Annotated in this window: 2 tRNA genes; both read left to right on the forward strand. The window is 48.3% G+C overall.

The features are described 5' to 3' along the window. Positions 1 to 7: 7 nt before the first annotated feature. Positions 8 to 84, forward strand: a tRNA-Ile gene (locus tag AB6V08_RS23190). 48 nt (positions 85 to 132) lie between these two features. After that, a tRNA-Ala gene (locus tag AB6V08_RS23195) sits at positions 133 to 208 on the forward strand. The last annotated feature ends 121 nt before the right edge of the window (positions 209 to 329 follow it).

A 329-nucleotide genomic window follows, 5' to 3' on the forward strand; every position in this document is an offset into this window, starting at 1 on the left:
TCTCTGCAGGCTTGTAGCTCAGGTGGTTAGAGCGCACCCCTGATAAGGGTGAGGTCGGTGGTTCAAGTCCACTCAGGCCTACCAATTCGTTCTTAACGGAATGAATACCGGTAACGAGATTGCATTTACGATGGGGTTATAGCTCAGCTGGGAGAGCGCCTGCCTTGCACGCAGGAGGTCTGCGGTTCGATCCCGCATAGCTCCACCATCCTTTACTGCCGAATACAAGAAAACTTCAGAGTGTACCTGAAAAGGTTCACTGCGAAGTTTTGCTCTTTAAAAATCTGGATCAAGCTGAAAATTGAAACGACACACATGTTATGTGTGTT

It is taken from the genome of Enterobacter soli (genome assembly GCF_964208575.1).
In the GTDB taxonomy this organism is placed as follows: Bacteria; Pseudomonadota; Gammaproteobacteria; order Enterobacterales; family Enterobacteriaceae; genus Enterobacter; species Enterobacter soli_A.